The 1,387-nt window shown below is 46.6% G+C and carries 1 protein-coding gene; it reads right to left on the bottom strand.

Annotation, left to right across the window (positions count from 1 at the left end; translation table 11 throughout):
• Nucleotides 1-30 precede the first annotated feature (30 nt).
• Nucleotides 31-1,302, bottom strand: coding sequence for an IS256 family transposase (locus tag AACR41_RS00100; RefSeq protein ID WP_030008349.1), 1,272 nt, complete (start codon nucleotides 1,300-1,302; stop codon nucleotides 31-33).
• Nucleotides 1,303-1,387 lie beyond the last annotated feature (85 nt).

Genomic DNA, 1,387 nt, shown 5'->3' on the forward strand with positions numbered 1-1,387 from the left:
CTATTGTCAAATCTGGTGTATGAGAAAGAATTAAGCAGCATCCTGTTGTTGAGATGATGGGGGTGTTTTTTGAACTTTCAATCCATCTTTAAATGGAACTCCTTCAATGACATCGGCAAGATATTTGAAGCCTCGAATGCGCAACCACCGTTTCTGAGCACTCTGCATTAGTTTGAATACCAAGGCCAGAATCGTTGCCTTGGAAACACATCCTCTGGTTTTATCGGTTCTCAATCTCACGGTCGCAAAAGTCGATTCAATGGGATTGGTACTGCGAATATGCTGCCAATGGGGCGCTGGAAAATCAAAGAAGGTAAACAGACTATCGCGGTCTTTTTCCAGACATTTTGTCGCTTCTGGATATTTGGCTTCATAGGTTTGGATAAAACGCTCATAGGCTTGTAGAGCATCGGCTTTAGTCCCAGCGCGATAAATCTGCCAAATGCCCTCCTTCGCTTCCATTTGTTGTTTCTTGGGTAATTTATCGAGGATATTTGCCGTTTTGTGTACCCAACATCGTTGTTTGCGGGTCTCGGGATAAACCTGAGCCAAGGCATTCCAGAATCCCAGAGAACCATCGCCAATGGCCAGTTCTGGGGCGATGGCCAAGCCGCGCTGTTTGAGGCTCAGCAGCAGGGGTTTCCAGCTCAATGCCGATTCACGATATCCTGCCGCTAGGGCTAGCAATTCTTTCTCGCCGTTTTCCGTCACACCGATGAGCACCAGAATGCATTGTCTTTCTTCGGCGCGGATGTTGAAATAAATCCCATCTGCCCACACATACACATAGCGCTTTTGTTGCAAGGAACGCTGTTGCCAGGCTTGATGCTCCCCGACCCATTTCTGCTTCAGGCGACTAATCGTTGCTGGAGACAATCCACTTGCTTCCTCTCCCAGTAATGACCCTAGGGCTTCTTGGAAATCTCCCGTTGAGATGCCCTTTAGATATAGCCATGGCAGTAACTCCTCTGTGCTCTTGCTGCGTTTTAGGTAGGGTGGCAGCAGCAAGGAATTGAATTTTATGCCGCTGCCGCTGCGGTCTCGTACCTTTGGTACTTTTACCTGGACTTCTCCGATACCTGTGATGACTGACCGTTCTGGCAAATAGCCATTGCGTACCACCATTTTTCGTCCCTGTTTGTCTCGTTGGTCTTTGTACTGAGCTAGAAAATTTTGTAACTCTTCTTCTACTGCTTGGGCGATGAGTTGACGAGCACCTTTACGTAGGATTTCCGTTAATGTGTCTTGGAAAGTTCCTGTTGCTTCTGGTGATGGCAACGAAATCAGATTATCTTTATCCATGGGTGTATCCTTGTTGGTTTTTGCTTAATTCAGCAGGATACGCTTTTTCTTTCCTCTCCTCCATACACCAGAAATAAACATAACT

Source organism: Picosynechococcus sp. NKBG042902, from assembly GCF_963864045.1.
GTDB lineage: Bacteria > Cyanobacteriota > Cyanobacteriia > Cyanobacteriales > MRBY01 > MRBY01.

Coding starts and splice junctions, on each gene's coding strand:
- AACR41_RS00100 (WP_030008349.1), bottom strand. CDS start 1,302: ATGGATAAAGATAATCTGATTTCGTTGCCATCACCAGAAGCAACAGGA.